Consider the following 19,134-nt stretch of genomic DNA (forward strand, 5'->3'; position numbering starts at 1 on the left):
GGGTACGCTTCGCCCATGATCCACTCGCATGCAGAAGGTTCGGTGACGACGATCGAGCTCGATCGTCCGGACAAGCGCAACGCACTCGACGAGGACATGGTGGACGGCCTGGCCACGGCGTTCGCAGACGCCGTCGACGCGGGCACCAGGGCCATCGTGGTGACCGGTCGTGGCAGCGTGTTCAGCGCGGGCGCCGATCTCTCGGGTCCGGTGTATGACCCCGCTTTCCTCGAAAAGCTCATCGCCACACTGCGTCGGATCGAGTCGGTTCCCGTACCCGTGATCGCCGCCCTCAACGGTTCGGCACTCGGCGCGGGACTGCAACTGGCCATGGCAGCCGATCTACGAGTGATGGCACCCGACGCCCTTGCGGGTATCCCGGCTGCGAAATTGGGTGTGGCCGTAGATGAATGGACCATCCGACGTCTTGTTTCGCTCGTCGGTGCCGGCCAGGCCCGGGGCATGCTCATCGGATGCGATCCGTTGTCGGCCGACCGTGCACATGCACTAGGGTTCGCCAACCGGATCGGCGACCTCACCGATGCGCAGCACTGGGCGTCGACCATCGCCGAACTCGCGCCACTGACACTGCAGCACTACAAACTGGTGCTCAACGGTGACGGCGCACGTGACGAAGCGCCTGCCGAACGGCAGGCCGCGATGCGTCGAGCCTGGGAGAGCGACGACCTCGCAGAAGGCCGCGCGGCGCGCTCCGAGAAGAGAAAGCCGAAATTCACGGGAAAGTAGATCGGACAACGGCTTTCGCCGAACGCAGCAACCTCCGCGGGGTGCACGGTGTCACACCGCGGAGGCCTCGTCCGTGTGATGTCTAGTTTTCCTGCGTGAAACATTCTGAGTAACTCACCGAAACATGACCTCCGTACGTTGGGCCGGTCTGTAACTCGGATCACGCAGGAGGGCCGATGGCCACCGATAAGCATCACGAACCCGTCGGCGAGGTCGCCGACGAGGTCGGCGAGATAGAGAACGCCGAACACAGCATCATCGCAACCGGTGCACAGGCCGCGGCCATGCGAGAAACTCTCGAGGACTACACCCTTCGCTTTGCGCCCCGCAGCTACCGCAAGTGGGGTCCAGGCGTCGTCGCCATCTCCGCGCTCGGTGGCATCGCCTACCTCGCCGACTTCGCGATCGGCGCCAACATCGGCATCGCCAACGGCACCGGAAACGCGCTGTGGGGCATTCTGTTCTTCGCCGTGGTCATCGTCGTCACCGGCTACCCGTTGGCCTTCTACGCGGCGCGATACAACATCGATCTCGACCTCATCACGCGCGGAAGCGGTTTCGGCTACTACGGCTCGGTGCTGACGAACGTCATCTTCGCATCGTTCACGTTCATCTTCTTCGCCCTCGAGGGTTCCATCATGGCCCAGGGTCTCGAGCTGGGGCTGCACATACCGTTGTGGATCGGCTATCTGGTCTCGTCGTTGTTGGTCATCCCGCTGGTCATTTACGGCATGAACACACTAGCCAAACTGCAGGTGTGGACCACCCCGCTGTGGCTGGTCATGATGGTGCTGCCGTTCATCTACCTGGTCATCAAGCATCCGTCGGCCATCGGCGACTTCTTCGCATTCAGCGGCGTCGATGGCGACGGCAATCCGGCGGGCAAGGGTGTCAGCTTCGCAGGCACCATGCTCGCCGCGGGTGTGTGTCTGTCACTGATCGCGCAGATCGCCGAGCAGGTCGACTACCTGCGCTTCATGCCGCCCCGTACCCCCGACAACAAGCGAAAGTGGTGGGCCGCAACGCTCATCGCCGGGCCTGGCTGGGTGTTCTTCGGTGCTCTCAAGCAGATCGTCGGTCTGTTCCTCGCCGTCTACCTGATCGGCATCAGCGTCGACAATGCGGGCATCGCGAACCAGCCTGTTCATCAGTTCGTCGAGATCTACCAGGACTTCCTGCCGCACTGGCTTGCCCTGACCCTCGCCGTCATCCTCGTGGTGATCAGCCAGGTGAAGATCAACGTGACCAACGCCTACTCGGGGTCACTGGCCTGGACCAACGCGTTCACCCGCGTCACCAAGACCTACCCCGGCCGCCTCGTCTTCCTGTTCTTCAACGTGATCATCGCGATCGTGCTGATGGAAGCCAACATGTTCAGCTTCCTCAACAACCTGCTGAACTTCTACGCCAACTGCGGTATTGCGTGGATTGCGGTCGTCGCCTCCGACATCGTGGTCAACAAGTACATCCTGGGCATCTCGCCCAAGCAGCCGGAGTTCCGACGCGGCATGATCTACAGCGTCAACCCTGTCGGGTTCGGTTCGCTCCTGATCTCGGCGGGTGCGTCGATCCTGGTGTACTTCCACGTATTCGGCGACGCCATTCAGCCGTACTCGCCGCTGGTGGCGCTGGTGCTCGCGATTGTCCTTCCCCCGATCTTCGCGGTGGCGACGAAGGGTAAGTACTACCTGCGTCGCGTCGACGACGGCATCGACATCCCGATGTACGACGAACACGGCAACCCCACCGACGAGAAACTGCTGTGCTGCGTCACCAACATCGAGTTCGAGCGTCCGGACATGATCGCCTCGGCGGTACCGGGACCGAACGGCGAGAAGCAGTACATCAGTTCGCTCGCGCTCTCCTGCGACAAGACCGGTGAGCACGTGCTGCCGGCTCAGGATGTGATGTCGATGACCACCGACATTCCGGCGGCGGGTACCGAGAACGCCACATCGTCGACGTCGGGCACGCCTGCAGAGGCTCCGAAGGAAGACGCGTAGAAACCACTGCGCCGCCGATCAACTCGACGTCGGGTCCGCTTCAGTGATGGAGCGGACCCGACGTCGTGTGTAGGGCCCTGGTCGAGGCGTCGTGACGCTCGGCGATCAGCTGCGCCGCGATCGACACGGCCACTTCTGCCGGGGTGTGCCCGCCGAGGTCGAGCCCCAGCGGCGAGCGCAGTCGATCCAGTTCCGCTGGGGCCATACCGGATTCGATGAGCCGCGCGTTGCGATCGGTGACCGTTCTCCGCGAGCCGAGTGCTCCGACGAAACCCGCACGGGAGTCGGCGAGCGCCACCCGCAGTGTGGGGACGTCGAACTTGGGATCGTGAGTCATCACGCACACCGCGGTGGTGGCGTCGACAGTGCCCGAACGGATCTCGGCCTCCAGGTAGCGGTGCGGCCAGTCGACGACCACCTCGTCCGCATCGGGAAAGCGTGCGCGCGTTGCGAATACCGGCCGAGCGTCGACGACCGTGACGCGGTAGCCCAGCGATCGGCCGATACTGCTGGTCGCCCGCACGAAGTCGTTGGCGCCCACCAGAATGAGCCTCGGGGGAGCGGCGAAGGTGTGCACGAAGGTCCGCGGTCGGGCGTCCCCGGAGATCGTCGGGTCGTCGCAGTCATCGACACCGATGATGCCGCTGCGACCCGACGCGAGGAGGTCGGCGACGTCGTGATCGAGCCGACGCCACCGAGTCGTCGGCGACGTCGTGATATGCCACTCGGGCGAGGATCCCAGCGTGGTCGCCCACGCCACTCGACGATCCGCGGCGAGGTGCCCCGCCAGTTCATCCAGGGCACGGCGACGATCGGCGGTGACCCGCTCGACGAACACCTCGAGGGTTCCGCCGCAGGTCAGGCCTATTTCGATACCGTCGGCATCGGCAATGCCGAAGTGTTCGACGACGGCTTCGCCACTGTCGAGCACGGTGGTGCAGGTGTGGACGAGGGCGGATTCGACACAGCCACCCGAGAGCGATCCGATGACCTCGCCGTCGGCGGTGACGGCCATCGCCGCCCCCACAGCGCGTGGCGTGGGACCGCTCGTGCCGATGATGCGGGCGATGGCCACCGGCCCGCGGGCGAGGCGGTCGATCACCACCGGCAGAACATCACGCATCGTCCCAGTGTCGGCGCGGTGGCTCGGTTGCGCCACTCGACCCGACGAGCTCAGCGCGAAGCGACGTGCGTCATGACATCACGCACCAGCGACTCGGCGATCGCACCGAGTGCGCTGTCGTCGGCAGTTGAGAGATAGACCAGGGTGATCGCGATGATGTTCGCGATGAACACGGGCGCGATCTGCTCGACGGGTGTGAGCCACGTGATCTGCGCTTGCTCTCCGGCAGCAGCTAATCCTTGCGCCGCAAGGCCATACAGATGCTCGTACATCTGCTTACCCGCGGGCTGCAACTCGGGATGATTGTGCGCATAGATGCCGAGAGAAATGGTGGCCTGTAGCCGTCCCGGGTCGGCCTTCAGCAGCATGTAGAACGCATCGAGTTGCTCGAACATCTTTGTGCGCATCGCCTCGACACCCACCGCCGACGACGATCCGCCGATCGGGAGCAGTGACTCCAGCATCAGCGAAACATCCTCGGGTACAGCCTTTTCCATGACCGCCCAGAGCAGTGCGGTACGGCTTTCGAATGCGTAGTGGAAACTCGCGAGCGGCATCCCGGCATGCGCACAGATGCGTCTGGTGGTAGCGCCCTCCACGCCGTGATCGGCGATCACGCGATAGGCGGATTCGACAAGTGCTGTGCGTCTGTCGTCGACGGACATCCGAGCCAACGGACCGTTCACTCCCCAGTTGAAACGGATAGGTGACGGAATCCTATCAGTGCCCATGCCTTTCAGTGAACAATTGTCCGCCGAAACTGCTCCTGCCCATGTCATGGCGCTCATGTCGGTGCGAAGTGGAGGCGAGGCGATAGTGTGGCGGAATGGTCGCATGGAGTTCCCGCCGGACGCCGAATGCCCTTCGAGTCACCACTCTGCGTTGTACGGGGCCCCGCTCATGATCGGTCGTCTCGCCGAAGCAGGGGTTCGGGTCGCCGACTCCGCCACGGGTGCACTCTCGGCCGCCGGGCTACCCGCGGCCCGCGCGCTCGGTGCCGACCGAGACGCGATCCGACCCTACGTCGAGTCGTCGGAGTATCTCGTCGACGGCGCATTCGCCAATCCGGAACCATCGGCGTTCGGGGTCGGACCCGACTTTCAGGTGGCGCTCGACATGGCACGCGGCCCCGGGAGACCGAAGCGGCCGGTCCTCGTCACCGTGCCGCGCTTCGACGCCGCACCCGGCAGGCTCACCGTCACGTGGCTCGGGCACGCGTCGGCACTCGTCGAACTCGACGGCACCCGGATCCTCACCGATCCGGTGTTCAGCCAACGATGTTCTCCATGGCAGCAGGTGGGTCCCGCCCGTCTGCACCCCTGTCCGGTGACGGTAGCCGACCTTCCGCCGATCGACGTCGTTCTGCTCAGCCACGACCATTACGACCATCTGGACATGGACACCGTCGTCGCTCTGGCAGATGCGTCGCCCGCAGCGGTGTTCGTCGCGCCGGTGGGGGTTGCCGCGCACCTCGTCGGGTGGGGCATCGCCGCCGACCGCATCAGGCAGGCCGACATCTGGCAGAGCGTGTCGGTCTCCTGCGGGCCGTCGGCAACTGCAATCGACTTCTTCTGCGGACCGGCTCGACACTTCTCCGGACGCGGACTCACCCGCAACCTCACGCAGTGGGCCAGCTGGGCGGTCGTCGGTCCCGAGCATCGGTTCTTCTTCTCCGGCGACACGGGCTACAGCGAACGCTTCGAAGAACTCGGCGCCCGGCACGGGCCGTTCGACCTCACACTGATCGCCGTCGGCGCATACGACACCGCATGGCCGGAGGTTCACGTCGACCCGGCAGAAGCCGTCGCAGTGCACCGGATGGTCTCGGGTCACGCAGGTGCCGACTCGGTGTTCGTGCCCATCCACTGGGCGACGTTCAGCCTCGCTCGGCACTCGTGGGCCGATCCCATCACCCGTCTCCTACCCGCCGCAGAACGACACAACACGTCGGTCGTGGTGCCGCAACCGGGTGGCACCATCGATGTCGTGAAACGCGACGGCACCGGACTGCGTACACCTGACTGGTGGGAGAGGTCTGCGTGAGCGAGCAGAACACGACGGCACCCGAGCGCGGGCTCACCGCCGACGAGGTCGCCGCGCGGGTCGCCGACGGCAAGGTCAACGACATGCCCGACCGCTCCGGGCGTTCGGTCGGCGACATCATCCGGTCCAACGTCTTCACGCGGATCAACGCCATCCTGGGCGTGCTGTTCGCGATCGTGCTGTTCACCGGTTCACTCATCAACGGGCTCTTCGGTCTGCTGATCATCGCCAACAGCGGCATCGGCATCATTCAGGAGATCCGGGCCAAGAAGACCCTCGACAAACTCGCCATCGTCGGTCAGGCCAAACCGCGCGTACGACGCGATGGCGAGGTCTCCGAGATCCCGCCCAACGAGGTGGTCCTCGACGACATCATCGAGATCGGGGCAGGCGACCAGATCGTGGTCGACGGCGAGATCGTCGAGTCCTACGTGCTCGACGTCGACGAATCACTGCTGACCGGCGAGGCCGATCCCATCGACAAATCCGTCGGCGACAAGGTGCTCTCGGGGAGCTTTGCGGTATCGGGGGCCGGCGCCTACCGCGCGACCAAGGTCGGCGCCGACGCCTACGCGGCGCAGTTGGCGTCGGAGGCGTCGAAGTTCACGCTGGTCAAGTCCGAGCTGCGCTCGGGGATCAACCAGATCCTGCGGGTCATCACCTGGCTTCTCATTCCCGCCGGGTTGCTCACCATCGTCAACCAGCTGTTCATCAGCAACAACGGACTACGTGCGTCGCTGCTCGGCATGGTGGCGGCGCTCGTGCCGATGGTTCCCGAAGGACTCGTGCTGATGATGTCGATCGCGTTCGCGGTCGGTGTCATCAGGCTCGGCCAGCGCCAATGCCTGGTCAACGAACTGCCCGCAATCGAAGGACTGGCCCGCGTCAACATCGTGTGCGCCGACAAGACCGGCACCCTCACCGAGAACGGTATGCGCCTGTCCGAGCTGCGGACGATCGACGAGAACGGACACGTCGACGACGGCACGGCCCACGCGGAACGTCGAACCCAGGCCGAACAGGTGCTTGCGGCACTGGCGAAGAACGACCGCAGCCCCAACGCGAGCATGCAGGCCATCGGCGAGGCCTACGGCGACGCCCCCGAGTGGTCGACGTCGGCCGTCGAACCGTTCACCTCCGCCAAGAAGTGGAGCGGCATGTCGTTCGTGGATGCCGACGGCCACGACGCGGGCAACTGGGTTCTCGGTGCGCCCGACGTGCTGCTCGACGACGAGTCCGAACCCGCACGCGTCGCGAGCGAACTCGGTGAGCAAGGGTTACGCATCCTTCTCCTCGCGCGCATCGACGTTCCGGTCGACACCCAACCCGAAACAGGCTCTGCGACGCCGGGCCATCTGACACCGGTCGCGCTCGTCGTGCTCGAGCAGCGCGTACGGACCGACGCGCGCCCGACCCTCGACTACTTCGAAGAGCAGGACGTCTCGGTCAAGATCATCTCCGGTGACAACGCCCGCTCCGTCGGGGCCGTCGCGGAGTCTCTCGGCCTCGGCTCGCCCGACACCTCGGTCGACGCCCGCGAACTGCCGACCGAACCGAACCAGCTCGCGCACGCCGTCGAACAGGGTGTGACGTTCGGTCGGGTCAGGCCCGACCAGAAACGTGCCATGGTGCGCGCGCTGCAATCCGACGGCAACAACGTCGCGATGACCGGCGACGGTGTCAACGACGTCCTTGCCCTCAAGGACGCCGACATCGGAGTCGCGATGGGGTCGGGCAGTTCGGCTGCTCGGGCGGTGGCGCAGATCGTGTTGTTGGACAACAAGTTCGCCACTCTGCCGTACGTGGTGGGGGAGGGTCGGCGGGTCATCGGCAACATCGAGCGCGTCTCCAATCTGTTCCTCACCAAGACCGTCTACGCCGTGCTGCTCGCACTGTTCGTCGGCATCGCGGGACTCGGGGCGAAGTTGTTCGGCACACCGTCGATCAGCTACCCGTTCCAGCCGATCCACGTGACGATCACCGCGTGGTTCACCATCGGTATCCCCGCGTTCATCCTCTCGCTGGCACCCAACAACGAGCGCGCGCGTCCCGGTTTCGTGCGGCGTGTGCTCACGCAGGCGGTGCCGAACGGCATCATCGTCGGACTCTGTGCCTTCGTCACGTATCTGATCGTCAATCCCGGTGGTGAGGGCAACTCGCTCGGCGGCGACTCGGTGGAACTGTCGCCGCATCAGACAGAGGCCGCGACCGCAACGCTGATCACGTTGATCGCGATCGCCGTGTACGTCCTCGCTGTGGTCGCGCGCCCCTACACGTGGTGGAAGGTGCTGCTCATCGCGGCGTCGGCGGGCGCGTACGTGCTGATCTTCTCGTGGCCGTTCACCCAGCACATGTTCAAGCTCGACTCGTCGAATTGGCAGATGAACTCCGTGGCGTTCATCTCGGCGGCGGTCGGCATCGTCGCCGTCGAGATCATGTCGCGCATCGGGCCGCGCATCGTCGCGAAACAGGAGGCTGCCCGTACGGAAGCCGAGGAGGTCGCCGCGGCCGGCCTTGCGGGGTCATAGCCTCACCGCTTCGATGGTCCTAGACTCGACGGCACTGTGACGTGGCCGACCGGGCTGCGCGAACCCGACCCGCACAGCGATGACGCAGAGCGGTGACGAGGAGAAGACATGGATCTCAAAGGACTCGTGGACAAGGCCAAGGAAGCACTGCGGGGCAACCCGAGCCTGATCGACAAGGGCGGCGACGCCATCGACAAGGCGACCGGCGGCAAGTACGCCGACAAGGTCGACAAGGCCCAGGATGCGGCGCGCAAGGCCGTCGGCGTTGAGGGTGACAAGTCCGCGCAGCAGAACCCGGCCCCGCAGAACCAGAACCCCCAAAACCCGGCCCCCCAGAACCCGGCCCCACAGAACCCGGCGGAACAGAAGCCTGCGAACGAGCAGCAGCCCCCGGCCAACGGCTGAGCAGGTTCGAACCAGGTTGCGGTTGCGATCGGTCGTCACTACAGGTGACCGACCGCAACCGCAACTTCTGTCTCTGCGCCCGCTCTATTCGGCCCGGGGATGACGTCGGTAGGCCGACACCGTCGGATCGTCGGTGATCCAGTAGCGCCACGCGACGTCGGCGTTGCGTCGTACCCCCACCCGCGGACCTGAACTGATCGCGACCGGAGTCGGCGCTTGGCCGTCGATCTCACCGGGGGTGAGAAGTCGAACTCCTCGTGACCCGGCAGCGTCGAGGTCGACGCCGAGATCGGCCATCGTGATCCCGAGCGCCCGGGTCAGATTCCCGGGACCGCGAGCAAGTTTCGACGCCGCGATGTGTTCGCCGCGTCGGCGAATCGCGATGTCGAGGCCGTCGACGACCTCACCGGCACGAAGCAACACGGCCGACGCCTCGCCGTCGGGTCCGGTCACCACGTTGGCGCAGTGATGGCCGTGGATGCGGTACACGTACAGGCGCGATGGCGGTCCGTACATGATCTCGGAGCGGGGCGTTCGGACGTAGGCGTGCGACGCCGGATCGTGTGGGCCGGCGTAAGCCTCGACCTCGGTGATCCTGACGGTCACGTCGTGCCCGCGCAGAAATCGGCCCAGCAGGCAGCGGGCGGCGGTGGTGACGCTAGGCTGACGAACCATGGCTAAGACGAGCGGCTCCATCGAGGTCGATCTCTCCCCGGAAGATACCTGGTCGGCGGCATCGGATCTGAGTCGGTACTCGGAGTGGCTGATCCTGCACGACGCGTGGCGTTCGCCGTTGCCCGGCCCTGGTGAGCTCGCGACGGGCACCAAGGTCTCGTCCATTGTGAAGGTGAAGGGCACCCGCATCCGGTTCGACTGGGTCGTCGACACCTACGAACCGACGAGCCAGGTCCGACTCAAGGGCAACGGCAAGGGTGGGGTCAAAGCGAAACTGGATCTCGTCATCTCGCCCACGGAGACCGGCTCGTCAGTAGTCTTCACTGTTGATCTGGGTGGCCTGCCGCTGATCGGACCAGCATGCAAGGCAGCGGCAATGGCCGTCTCCGGCGATCTGACGAAGTCGTTGGCCACCTTCCGCGAGGTCTTCGCGTAGCGCACGCTCGACCGCAGGAGACTCCGGCGCGACAGCGTCGATGACACAGGGGGACGCACGACAATGGGGCGGCACTTTTCCGACTCCGATTCCGACGGGCAGGGTTTCGACGATTCGCGTCGCGACCGGGGCGAGGCGCGCCGCGATCCGGGCGCCCAACCCCCTCGTTCCCAGGCAGCGACGCCCCAGCCCCCTCGTCCCCAGCCTCCGCGTCCGCAGCCCCCTCGTCCCCAGCCTCCTCGCCCCCAGGCAGCGAGGCCGCCGGTAGCGCCCGACGCCTCGCAGGGGCAGCCGCTCCCGCCCCGTCGGCCGCCCACGCCGTCACAGCCCACGCCGTCACAGCCCGTGCCGCCTCGGTCACCCGCGCAATCTCGGTCCACTCGATCTCCGTCCAAGCAATCACAACCCTCGCCCTCTCAGCCCGCCTCCTCGGCAGGTCGGCCGGATACGGGTCGTCAAGCCGCGCAGTCCGACTCGGGTCGTCAGGCAGTCCAGCGCGGCAGCAGGTCCACGCGGAAGAGCGGGTCGGGCGACGGGTTCGGATTCGAGCATCGTGAGGTGCGCAGCGGTCGGCGTGGACTGTGGCTGTGGAGCGCGGTCGCGCTACTGGTGGTGGTCGCGATCGTCGGTGGCATCGCGATCTGGAAGTCGGGGATCGTCGGTGGCTGCGGCGATCGCACGGCGGTCAGTGTTGCCGCCGACCCCTCGATCAGGGATGCGGTCGCCGACGCGACGTCGAAGCTCTCGTCGGACTCCTGTTATGACTACACCGTCACTGCGGTGGCCGGGGCCGACGTCCCAGGCCTGCTCACCAGCGGCGACAAAGCTCCCGACCTGTGGGTTCCCGACTCCTCACAGCAGGCACGTCGAGTGATCGCCCAGGTCCGTCGCGACCTCGACACCGTGTCGCCGTCGATCGCCGCGACGCCGACGGTCGTGGCGGGCACCAAAATCGGTCACCTGTCGAACTGGGTTGAGGTGATGAAGCTCGACGGGCTGCGCGCGGGCAACCCGATCGACACCAGCACCGGAGACGCACCGATCGTCGGAGCGCTCGCCGAGGTCGACGCGGGCACACTCGGCAACGACGATCTGATCGACGCGATGACAGTCCTTGCGGTGCAGCAGAACAACGCGCGTCTTGCCAACGACAACGAGGGCACCCGACTCAACCTCGCGAACACGTCCACGACACCGGTCGTCACCACAGAGCAGCAACTCACGCTGTTCACCCGGACGCATCCCGGATCGAAACTCACGTCGTCGATCCCCGACGACGGCACAGTGATGCTCGACTATCCACTCGTCAACACCGCGCCGTCGTCGCGCGCGGAGACGGCAACAGCGGCGGGCAAAGAACTCGCCGATGCGATCACCGCCGGCGACGGCGCTTCGTCAGTCACCGATGCCGGATTCCGAAAGCCCGGTGACAACAAGGGTTTGACGGTGCTGCAACTCAAGGACCCGTCACAGGTCGACAAGGCACTGCGCCAGTGGCAGGTACTCGGCGTCCCGATTCGCACACTGGTCGTCGAGGACACGTCGGGGTCCATGGCCGAGAGGGACGGCGACGAGACGCGAGCTCAGTTGACGATCGACGCGTCACTGACAGGACTGAAACTGTTCCCCAACAACACCGAGATCGGTGGGTGGGCGTTCGGCGTCGACAAGGGCGGCCCGGGACAGGACTGGAAAGAACTCTCGCCGATTCGACGGCTCGACGCATCGGCTGCGGGCGGGGGAACCCACCGCGACGAACTCGCCGCCGCCGTGACGTCGGGTCTGGCACCGTCGGAACTCGGTGGCGGCACCGGCCTCTACGACACGACGCTGGCGGCGTTCAAGAAGGTTCAGGACAGCTACGATCCGAGCTATTCCAACAGCGTCATCATCCTCACCGATGGCCAGAACGAGGACCCGAACAGCATCAGCCTCCAGCAGTTGCTGTCGCGGCTCAAGCAGCTCGAGGACCCGGCGCGCCCCGTGCTGGTTCTGACCATCGGCATCTCCGACGACGCCGACACCGACTCGCTCAGGCAGATCGCCGACGCCACCGGGGGCACGTCCTACGTGGCGAAGACCGCCGGCGACATCAAGACCGTGTTCGTCGACGCCATTCGTGCACGCGTCGAGGCCGCCGGGCGCTGACCGATCAGGTGGCCGGCGACCAGTCGTCTGCGACGTCGTGGAGCACGTGCAGCGCTCGGTCGACGATCGGGGCATCGGCCGTCACCAGGCGCGCCGCGGCCAGGTCGACGGGATCGGGTTCGGGAGTCATCGGTAGGTAACGCACGCCCGCGACCCCGAGAGCCGCGGTCGGTTCGGGAACCACCGCGACCCCGAGACCTGCCGCGACGAGGGTGACGAGCGTCGACGTCTCCTGCACCTCGTGTCGGATCTGCGGTACGAAGCCTGCAGCGGCACACAGCGTGGCCAACTGGGTGTGCATCACCGAACGCCCCTGGCCTGCATGGGAGATGAAGTCGTCGTCGTGAAGATCGGCGAGCGCGACGTCGGGTCGGCCTGCCCGTTCGTGACTGTCGGGGAGGGCCACGAGCAGTCTGTCCCGGCGTACGGGGGTGACGATGACCTCGGGCGCGGTGATCGGCGGTCTCAGCAGCGCGAGATCGATGTCGCCCGCCAGGAGTGCCGCGATCTGAGCCGGCGCGAGCATCTCGCCGCGCACACTGACGTCGACGCCCGGTAGCTCCTCGCGCAGCGCACGCACGAAGCGGGGGAGTAGCGAGTAGGTGGCCGACCCCACGCAGCCGATCGCGAGTCGCCCCTGCCTGCCCTCGGCGATCCGCCGTGCGTGCGTGCCCGCGTGGTCGACGGCGTCAAGGATCGCCACCGTGCGTTCGAGGTACGCCTGCCCGGCTGCTGTCAGTTCCACCGTGCGGGTGGTGCGGACGAGGAGCGGAAAGCCGAGCTCGTTCTCGAGCTGTCGGATCTGCTGGGACAGCGGCGGCTGCGCGATGTGCAGGCGTTCGGCGGCACGCCCGAAGTGCAGCTCTTCGGCGACCGCACGGAAGTAGCGGAGGTGGCGAAGTTCCATCACCGCAGTGTACGGCGGATTGATACTGACCGAGTCTTAGTCGATCCCAAATGAATACTTCTCAATATCGCCGGGGGTTCTTAGGGTTGGTCGTATGAACGCTCCCACAGATGTCGTGATCTGCTCTCCGTTGCGCACCCCGGTCGGCCGGATGGGAGGCGCACTCGCGTCGCTGTCGGTTGCCGACCTCGCCACCGGGCTGCTGCGCGAACTGACGACGAGGACCGGTCTCGGCGAGGGTGACATCGACGACGTGATCCTGGGTCAGGGGTACTCCAACGGCGAAGCCCCGGCACTGGGCAGGATCGCCGCACTCGACGCCGGGTTGGGCGTGGGGGTGCCCGGGATGCAGGTCGACCGACGCTGTGGCTCGGGGTTGCAGGCGATACTCAATGGCGCCGCACAGGTTGCGACGGGAGGCGCGAGCCTGGTGGTCGCCGGCGGTGCGGAATCGATGTCGAACGTCGAGCACTACGCACTCGGCCTGCGGACCGGCATACGGGCAGGCGGCGTCGAACTGATGGACCGACTCGAACGTGGACGTCTGACCGCGGGTGGCGACTCGCATCCCGTGCCCGGCGGAATGATCGAGACCGCCGAGAACCTGCGTCGTGAGTACGGAATCGGGCGCGACGAACAGGACGAACTGGCGGTCCGGTCGCATCATCGCGCTGTGGCTGCGCAGCGCGAGGGACGATTCGACGACGAACTTGTCGCCGTGACGGTGCCGGGACGACGCGGCAAGCCCGACGTGACGGTCGATGCGGACGAGCATCCGCGTGCCGACGCCAGCGTGGAATCCCTTGCAGGCCTCCGTCCCATCCGTCAGCGGATCGACTCCGAGTCGACGGTCACGGCGGGTAACGCCTCCGGTCAGAATGACGGCGCAGCGATGTGTGTCGTCACCACGCGTGCCGAAGCGGAGCGTCGTGGCCTCGATCCGATGCTCACCCTGCGTTCGTGGGCCGTCACCGGATGTGCCCCGGAGACAATGGGAATCGGCCCCGTCGGCGCCACCGCGGCAGCGCTCGAGCGGGCCGATCTCACGCTCGACGACATCGACCTCATCGAACTGAATGAAGCATTCGCGGCCCAGGTGCTCGCGGTGCTCGCCGAGTGGAAGGTCGACGCCGAGGACGAGCGGCTCAACCCCAACGGCTCGGGTATCTCGCTGGGCCATCCGATCGGAGCCACCGGCGGTCGTATCCTGGCGACGGCCGCGCACGAGGCGCGGCGTCGTGACGCCCGGTACGTACTGGAGACCATGTGCATCGGTGGCGGACAGGGGATCGCCGCGATCTTCGAGGCAACCCGATGAGCGCCGTCGACGTCGCCACGCACCTCTCCGGCAGGCCCGGTGCGCCCGTGGTGGTCCTGTCGAACTCGCTGGGCTCGACGTATCGGATGTGGGACGCGCAACTCACGGCACTCGAGGAGCGATTTCAGGTGCTGCGCTACGACACTCGTGGTCACGGCGCGTCGCCGGTTCCTCCTGGCCCTTACACGATCGACGATCTCGCCGACGACCTTGTCTCCGCTCTCGATCGCCACGACATCGCATCGGCGCACGTCGTCGGACTGTCGCTGGGTGGGCTGACCGCGATGCGGGTGGCGATTCGCAACCCCGAGCGCGTCGACAACCTCGCACTCCTGTGCACCTCAGCGTGTTTCGCGCCCCCTGCACCATGGCTCGACCGGGCTGCGACCGTGCGGGCGGACGGGGTCGCGGCGATCGCCGACGCGATCATCGGTCGCTGGTTCACCGCGGACTACCTTGCCGACGAACGCAATATCGACACGGTCGCGTGGTACCGGGCGATGATCGCCGATACACCGGCAGAGGGGTACGCCGGGTGCTGTGAGGCATTGGCACGCGCAGACGTACGTGGCGATCTCAGCGCGATCAAGGCGTCGACTCTCGCGGTGGCCGGTGCCGACGACCCGGCGACGCCGCCCGACCGCCTCGCCGAGATCGTCGAGGCCGTGCCCGACTCGCGTCTCGAGGTTGTCGCGGACGCCGCACATCTCGCCAATGCGCAACAGCCACAACAGATCACCCCACTCCTCATCAAACACCTGGAGCACTCATGACCAGCACCACCAATCCGGCGCGGTACAGCAAGGTGGCCGATTCGGCCGCCGACGCTGTCGCCGACATCCCCGACGGTGCGAGCCTCGCAGTCGGCGGCTTCGGACTCTCGGGTATCCCCAAGTTCCTCATCGACGCGCTGCTCGCCCAGGGCGCGAGCGGACTGACCATCGTCTCCAACAATTGCGGTGTCGACGGCGCAGGCCTCGGTCTGCTGCTCGAAGCCCGTCGGATCGACAAGGTCATCGCGTCCTACATCGGCGAGAACAAGGAGTTCGGCCGCCAGTTCCTCGCCGGTGAGGTGACCGTCGAACTCACGCCTCAGGGCACGCTCGCCGAGCGAATGCGCGCAGGCGGCAGCGGTATCGGGGCGTTCTACACGCCCACAGGCGTGGGCACCCCCGTCGAAGAGGGTGGCCTACCGTGGCGCTACAACTCCGACGGATCGGTCGCGCTCGCATCAGAACCCAAGGAGGTACGCACCTTTCACGGCAAGCAGATGGTGCTCGAGGAGTCGATCATCACCGACTACGCACTCATCAGGGCCGCTGTCGTGGACACCGCGGGTAACTGCTGCTTCCACGCCGCCGCACGGAACTTCAACCCGCCGGCGGGGATGGCCGGGCGCGTCACGATCGTCGAGGCCGAACGCGTCGTCGAGGTGGGAGAACTCGATCCCGACGAGGTGCACCTCCCCGGGATCTTCGTGCAGCGCGTCGTCGAACTGACTCCGCAGCAGGCGCAGGACAAGGGAATCGAACACCGTACAACCCGCCCGCATCCCGCGGCGGTCGGCGCAGGAGAGATGGCATCATGAGCTGGACCAGGAACGAGATGGCCGCGCGCGCAGCACAAGAGCTGCGACCAGGCGACTACGTCAACCTCGGGATCGGACTGCCCACGCTGATTCCCGACCAGATGCCCGACGACTCGGGCATCACCCTGCACGCGGAGAACGGAATCCTCGGTGTCGGGCCGTTCCCCTACGACGAGGACGTCGATCCCGACCTCATCAACGCGGGCAAGCAGACCGTGTCGACACTGCCCGGCGCATCGTTCTTCGACTCGGCCACCAGCTTCGCGATGATTCGCGGTGGCCACGTCGACGTCGCCGTGCTCGGCGGGATGCAGGTCGCGATGAACGGCGACCTCGCGAACTGGATGGTCCCGGGAGCGATGGTGAAGGGAATCGGGGGCGCAATGGATCTCGTCAATGGCGCCGCCCAGGTGATCGTACTCATGGAGCACGTCACCAAGAAGGGCGCTCCGAAGCTCGTCGCCGACTGTTCACTACCGCTGACCGGACGTGCCGTGGTCAGTCGGATCATCACCGACCTCGGTGTATTCGACGTCGCGGGTGAGGGATTCGACGTCGTCGAGCTCGCGCCCGGCGTCGACTTCTCCGACGTCGAGGCCAAGACCGGCGCACCGCTGCGGGCGCGGACCACGGCGTAGGGCTTCGCCGCTGCCGAGTCCTACCGCCGGAGCGCGGCGAGCTCGGCGCGTGAGCGGATCCCGAGCTTCGCGTAGGTGCGGGTGAGGTGATACTGCACGGTCTTCGGCGAGATGTAGAGTTCTGCGGCCACTTCACGGTTCGACAAGCCTTGCGCGACCAGCGCCGCCACCGACTCCTCCTGTGGGGTGAGGACGACGTCGCTGCTCTCGGGCCGGGACGTGTGGAGGCCGCCTGCCTTCAACTCGCGGTCGCACCGCTCGACGTAGGTGGTCGCGTCGAGCGACGCGAAGATCTCCCGTGCGACCGCCATCACGGTGTCGGCTTCTCGGCGCTTGCCCGACCTGCGGAGGGTCTGGCCGTAGGCGAAGTGGATCCGCGCGGCGTCGTAACGCAGTGGGAGTCCGCTGATCAGTCCGAGTGCTTCCTCGAAAGCCACACGCGCGCCGTGGATGTCGCCGATCGTGCCCAGAAAGCGTCCTCTCGCGTAGCGCAGACGTGCCTGTGCCGGGCCGTGACCGCGTTGTGCCGCGCGCTCTTCGTGGGGAGTCAGCAGTGCGTCGGCGTCGTCGTGGCGACCGCTGAGCACGAGTGCGTTCGCGAGAACGTCCACCCACGGCCACCACCCTGGTTCGACGAGGGCGGGTGTGTGCTCGGCCAGATCCCGTAGTGGTTCGAGCGTTCGGATCACACCGGCGTAGTCGGCCCTCGCCTCGGCCAGGTGTGCCCTGGTCAGCATCTGGGGCACTCGGATCATCTCGTAGTCGCCGACGACCGATGCGGCCCCATTGAGGGCGGCGTCCGCCGACTGCCAGTCACCGCGGAGTGAGTGGATCTGTGCGGCAGTCCAATTGAGTAGTCCGGTGACGAGGTCTATCCCGCTCGTCTGTGCCAGATGCCTGCCCTCGTCGACGAAGCGGAGCGCGGCGTCCCACTCACCGGTCACAAAGTGTGTGCGCGCAAGCCAACTCAGTGACCACAGCGAGATGCGACTCGACCCGCCGAGTCCTGCCATCGAGACCGCGCTCTCCAGGAGACTGCGTGCGGCGACGACATCGCCGAGTCCCAGCCGCAGCCAACCACGCGCCATCGTCACGCGCTGGGCCTGCGCGCCGAAACGTACGCGCTGCGCCAGCGACTCGTATGTCGCACTTGCCACGTCCGGGCGACCGGACCAGGCGAGCCCGAGTCCGCGAATACACGCCGCCTCGATTCCCGCTGGCGAGGTGTCTCCGGCGAGTGCGATGGCTCGATCCGACCAGTCGACGAGTTCGGTTCCGCGGCAACGAACCAGGTCATGAAGTACCCAGCGCTGCGCGATCACGGCAGCGACCTCGGGGTCGCGCTCGGCGTTCACGATGCTCCACGCACGCTCCAGCCGAACCTGCGCCTCGGTGGAGCGTCCCCGCAAGATGGCCAGATAGGCGAGGGTTGCGTCGCGAAGCGGAGTCTCGCGCAAGATCTCCACGGACGGAACCAACGCACCTGCGGCCACGCAGTCGCCTGCGGCAAGGAGCGCATCGACCGACAGCGTGATGCGTTCGTCGTGCGTGATCGGGTCGGCGGTCAGCCGTCCGGCCTGTCGGTACAGTTCGGCAGCCTGAGCCCACGCGCCGTCGGCGCCGAGTGACTCCGCGGTCGCTGCTACCTCGTCGGCGAGTGCGGCGTCAGTCGTGGGTGTGGCCGCTACAAGGTGTCGAAGCCGTTGGGCAACATCGGGAGTCAGTTCTGCTGCGCGTCGATGCAGGTCGGCTACCCGGCGTAGTCCCATCGTGTCGATCACCGCGGCACGGATCGTCGGTGTCACGGGCCGGGGTCGCGCATCGGCGGGGGTGAGTGCGAAGTCGGTGACGAGGAGGCCGCTCGAGAGGGCGCCGTCGATCGCCGCCAGTGCGTCCGGGCTGCCCGCCAATTCGACTGCCGTGCTTGTCGGTTCCGATTCGTCGAGGATGCAGACCGCCTCGATGAGACGTCGGACGTCCTCCCGACACCCGGCGAGGGCCTTGATGACGGCATCTCGAACGTGGCGTGGTGCGGGCAGTGCCGCGTTCGCGTGTGCCCACGTGGCAGCGGGCAGTTCATCGAAGAGAGCCACGACGTCACGGGGGTTGCCGCCCGTATGTGCGAGGAGTCGCTCAATGGCCGTGGGATGCATGGCGTAACCGCGGGCAGAACCCAGCTCCTCGACAGCGGCCCGGTCGATTCCGGTGAGTTGCAGCGTATCGGCGAGCAGCGCCTCGATCTCCGGAGTTCGTCGGGTCGCGCCGAGCACGATCAGGTGATCGGAATCGTCTGTCATCGCCCGGGCGAGCTCATCGGCGTCGAGACGATCGGCGTCGTCGACCACGCGCAGCGAGATGGCCTGCTGCTGGGCGTGTCGGACGGCATGGCGCAGCACTGTGCTCTTACCGATTCCGGTGGGCCCGGCAACGACGAGTACGCGTTGCCCCCGGGCGGGATCACCTCCGGCAGCATGGGCGAGGATCTCGGCGATCTCCCGATCACGGCCGACGCAACTGGCCTCGATGATCACCTCGCCCATCCTATTCGCTGCGGTGAGCGGTCGCGGCGGAACAT

General features: G+C 66.5%; 16 protein-coding genes. 11 read left to right on the plus strand and 5 right to left on the minus strand.

Annotation, left to right across the window (positions count from 1 at the left end; genetic code table 11):
* Positions 1–15: 15 nt before the first annotated feature.
* Positions 16–747 carry an enoyl-CoA hydratase gene (locus tag GOACH_RS10695; protein ID WP_040518359.1) on the plus strand — a complete coding sequence of 244 codons (732 nt, stop codon included), beginning with the start codon at positions 16–18 and terminating at the stop codon, positions 745–747.
* Between the two features lie 176 nt (positions 748–923).
* Complete coding sequence (locus GOACH_RS10700; RefSeq protein WP_005174402.1) at positions 924–2,750, plus strand: purine-cytosine permease family protein; 1,827 nt, start codon at positions 924–926, stop codon at positions 2,748–2,750.
* Between the two features lie 40 nt (positions 2,751–2,790).
* On the opposite strand, the gene GOACH_RS10705 is transcribed toward GOACH_RS10700, so the two are convergent.
* Positions 2,791–3,873: an XdhC family protein gene (locus GOACH_RS10705; RefSeq protein WP_005174403.1), complete on the minus strand. Its 1,083-nt coding sequence runs from the start codon at positions 3,871–3,873 to the stop codon at positions 2,791–2,793.
* 50 nt (positions 3,874–3,923) lie between these two features.
* Positions 3,924–4,604 (minus strand): TetR/AcrR family transcriptional regulator, encoded by a 681-nt coding sequence (locus GOACH_RS10710; RefSeq protein WP_005174404.1) that lies wholly within the window; start codon positions 4,602–4,604, stop codon positions 3,924–3,926.
* Positions 4,605–4,773: 169 nt separating this feature from the next.
* Between GOACH_RS10710 and GOACH_RS10715 the strand changes: the two genes are divergently transcribed.
* The 3 genes from GOACH_RS10715 (at position 4,774) to GOACH_RS10725 (ending at position 8,849) form a co-directional block, all read left to right on the plus strand.
* Positions 4,774–5,916 carry an MBL fold metallo-hydrolase gene (locus GOACH_RS10715; RefSeq protein ID WP_040518361.1) on the plus strand — a complete coding sequence of 381 codons (1,143 nt, stop codon included), beginning with the start codon at positions 4,774–4,776 and terminating at the stop codon, positions 5,914–5,916.
* Entirely contained in the window at positions 5,913–8,444 is a 2,532-nt protein-coding gene (locus tag GOACH_RS10720) for an HAD-IC family P-type ATPase (RefSeq protein WP_005174408.1), read from the plus strand. The genes GOACH_RS10715 and GOACH_RS10720 overlap by 4 nt, the downstream gene beginning before the upstream one ends.
* Positions 8,445–8,552: 108 nt before the next feature.
* Positions 8,553–8,849 (plus strand): antitoxin, encoded by a 297-nt coding sequence (locus GOACH_RS10725; RefSeq protein WP_005174409.1) that lies wholly within the window; start codon positions 8,553–8,555, stop codon positions 8,847–8,849.
* A gap of 84 nt (positions 8,850–8,933) precedes the next feature.
* Here GOACH_RS10725 and GOACH_RS10730 read toward each other — a convergent pair whose 3' ends face one another.
* Entirely contained in the window at positions 8,934–9,545 is a 612-nt protein-coding gene (locus GOACH_RS10730) for a DNA-3-methyladenine glycosylase (protein WP_005174412.1), read from the minus strand.
* Here GOACH_RS10730 and GOACH_RS10735 point away from each other — a divergent pair.
* Together GOACH_RS10735 and GOACH_RS10740 are read left to right on the plus strand one after the other, a co-directional pair.
* On the plus strand, positions 9,523–9,960 hold the full coding sequence (locus GOACH_RS10735) for a type II toxin-antitoxin system Rv0910 family toxin (RefSeq protein ID WP_005174414.1): 438 nt from the start codon (positions 9,523–9,525) through the stop codon (positions 9,958–9,960). The genes GOACH_RS10730 and GOACH_RS10735 overlap by 23 nt on opposite strands.
* A 558-nt stretch (positions 9,961–10,518) precedes the next feature.
* Positions 10,519–12,108 (plus strand): VWA domain-containing protein, encoded by a 1,590-nt coding sequence (locus GOACH_RS10740; protein WP_005174416.1) that lies wholly within the window; start codon positions 10,519–10,521, stop codon positions 12,106–12,108.
* A gap of 4 nt (positions 12,109–12,112) precedes the next feature.
* Here GOACH_RS10740 and GOACH_RS10745 read toward each other — a convergent pair whose 3' ends face one another.
* Positions 12,113–13,015, minus strand: a complete 903-nt coding sequence (locus GOACH_RS10745; RefSeq protein ID WP_005174419.1) for a LysR substrate-binding domain-containing protein — start codon at positions 13,013–13,015, stop codon at positions 12,113–12,115.
* A gap of 94 nt (positions 13,016–13,109) precedes the next feature.
* Here GOACH_RS10745 and GOACH_RS10750 point away from each other — a divergent pair, with 94 nt between their 5' ends.
* The 4 genes from GOACH_RS10750 to GOACH_RS10765 are packed head-to-tail and all read left to right on the plus strand — an operon-like array spanning position 13,110 to position 16,559.
* Positions 13,110–14,333: an acetyl-CoA C-acetyltransferase gene (locus tag GOACH_RS10750; RefSeq protein WP_005174421.1), complete on the plus strand. Its 1,224-nt coding sequence runs from the start codon at positions 13,110–13,112 to the stop codon at positions 14,331–14,333.
* Positions 14,330–15,106: a 3-oxoadipate enol-lactonase gene (pcaD, locus tag GOACH_RS10755; protein WP_005174423.1), complete on the plus strand. Its 777-nt coding sequence runs from the start codon at positions 14,330–14,332 to the stop codon at positions 15,104–15,106. The genes GOACH_RS10750 and pcaD overlap by 4 nt, the downstream gene beginning before the upstream one ends.
* On the plus strand, positions 15,103–15,921 hold the full coding sequence (locus GOACH_RS10760) for a CoA transferase subunit A (protein ID WP_005174425.1): 819 nt from the start codon (positions 15,103–15,105) through the stop codon (positions 15,919–15,921). The genes pcaD and GOACH_RS10760 overlap by 4 nt, the downstream gene beginning before the upstream one ends.
* A complete protein-coding gene (locus GOACH_RS10765) occupies positions 15,918–16,559 on the plus strand; it encodes a 3-oxoacid CoA-transferase subunit B (RefSeq protein ID WP_005174427.1) in 642 nt (213 codons plus the stop codon). Before GOACH_RS10760 ends, GOACH_RS10765 begins: the two co-directional genes overlap by 4 nt.
* A gap of 20 nt (positions 16,560–16,579) precedes the next feature.
* Here the strand turns inward: GOACH_RS10765 and GOACH_RS10770 are convergent, their stop codons facing one another.
* Entirely contained in the window at positions 16,580–19,099 is a 2,520-nt protein-coding gene (locus tag GOACH_RS10770; protein WP_005174429.1) for a helix-turn-helix transcriptional regulator, read from the minus strand.
* Positions 19,100–19,134: the final 35 nt, after the last annotated feature.

This window comes from Gordonia aichiensis NBRC 108223 (assembly GCF_000332975.1).
GTDB lineage: Bacteria > Actinomycetota > Actinomycetes > Mycobacteriales > Mycobacteriaceae > Gordonia > Gordonia aichiensis.

Bases quoted from the DNA above. Each gene is read 5' to 3' on its own strand.
- GOACH_RS10695 (WP_040518359.1), top strand. From the start codon at position 16: ATGATCCACTCGCATGCAGAAGGTTCGGTGACGACGATCGAGCTCGAT.
- GOACH_RS10700 (WP_005174402.1), top strand. From the start codon at position 924: ATGGCCACCGATAAGCATCACGAACCCGTCGGCGAGGTCGCCGACGAG.
- GOACH_RS10705 (WP_005174403.1), bottom strand. From the start codon at position 3,873: ATGCGTGATGTTCTGCCGGTGGTGATCGACCGCCTCGCCCGCGGGCCG.
- GOACH_RS10710 (WP_005174404.1), bottom strand. From the start codon at position 4,604: ATGGGCACTGATAGGATTCCGTCACCTATCCGTTTCAACTGGGGAGTG.
- GOACH_RS10715 (WP_040518361.1), top strand. From the start codon at position 4,774: ATGATCGGTCGTCTCGCCGAAGCAGGGGTTCGGGTCGCCGACTCCGCC.
- GOACH_RS10725 (WP_005174409.1), top strand. From the start codon at position 8,553: ATGGATCTCAAAGGACTCGTGGACAAGGCCAAGGAAGCACTGCGGGGC.
- GOACH_RS10735 (WP_005174414.1), top strand. From the start codon at position 9,523: ATGGCTAAGACGAGCGGCTCCATCGAGGTCGATCTCTCCCCGGAAGAT.
- GOACH_RS10730 (WP_005174412.1), bottom strand. From the start codon at position 9,545: ATGGAGCCGCTCGTCTTAGCCATGGTTCGTCAGCCTAGCGTCACCACC.
- GOACH_RS10745 (WP_005174419.1), bottom strand. From the start codon at position 13,015: ATGGAACTTCGCCACCTCCGCTACTTCCGTGCGGTCGCCGAAGAGCTG.
- GOACH_RS10750 (WP_005174421.1), top strand. From the start codon at position 13,110: ATGAACGCTCCCACAGATGTCGTGATCTGCTCTCCGTTGCGCACCCCG.
- pcaD (WP_005174423.1), top strand. From the start codon at position 14,330: ATGAGCGCCGTCGACGTCGCCACGCACCTCTCCGGCAGGCCCGGTGCG.
- GOACH_RS10760 (WP_005174425.1), top strand. From the start codon at position 15,103: ATGACCAGCACCACCAATCCGGCGCGGTACAGCAAGGTGGCCGATTCG.
- GOACH_RS10765 (WP_005174427.1), top strand. From the start codon at position 15,918: ATGAGCTGGACCAGGAACGAGATGGCCGCGCGCGCAGCACAAGAGCTG.
- GOACH_RS10770 (WP_005174429.1), bottom strand. From the start codon at position 19,099: ATGGGCGAGGTGATCATCGAGGCCAGTTGCGTCGGCCGTGATCGGGAG.